Source organism: Pseudomonas entomophila (genome assembly GCF_013523125.1).
Lineage (GTDB): Bacteria > Pseudomonadota > Gammaproteobacteria > Pseudomonadales > Pseudomonadaceae > Aquipseudomonas > Aquipseudomonas entomophila_B.
The window spans coordinates 1-618 of sequence record NZ_JAAMQJ010000112.1; the positions used below are offsets into that span (position 1 = coordinate 1).

1 protein-coding gene is annotated in these 618 nt (G+C 58.4%); it reads right to left on the reverse strand.

What is annotated here, in order from left to right; translation table 11 throughout:
• Window positions 1-618, reverse strand: a 618-nt coding sequence (locus G7007_RS22730; RefSeq protein WP_181105179.1) for a hypothetical protein, incomplete at both ends; no start/stop codon positions are given.

The window sequence follows — 618 nt, forward strand, 5'->3', positions numbered from 1 at the left end:
CGGCGTTGGTACCGGCCGAGACCCCGAAGACATAACGCCCGCCGAAATTGGCCGGGAAGATCGTGTCGATGACTTGCAGCACAACCGCACTTTGAGTTGCGCCGATCAGGCAAGCAGAAGAATCTGCAGCAGAGATCACCTCGCTGGACGAGAGCTTTACGGAGGCGGCAACAGACCCGCCCTGAACATCGGCGGTGAAGAACGAATTACGCATACCCGCTGGCACTGGGACCAAGCCGGCCTGCGAAGGTAGCTCTACCTGGGTATACGTCAGCAGCGCCTCCCCGCCGCGCAGGAGGAATCCCGCCATGTAAGTGGCCACCCCGTCGGCAGTCTTGTAATAGCCCGCCTTGATTTTACGCTTCACCCCTTCCTTATCGGTTTCGATGTACATGCGCCGATTCTCGATAGTGATACGCGAGTCCATGACGTAATCGGCCTGCAGGTGGATGGTTACCAATCCACCCGAAGGAGTGCGCGACAAGGCCTGAATGATGGTCTTCAACGGCGCCTCAGCAGTACCTGCTGCTGTATCGTCCCCACTGATTTGGTTGACCCAGTAGCGCTTGGTGTTCGATGGCACTGCGGCAATAGCAGCGGCCAATGCCGCGTTGATCT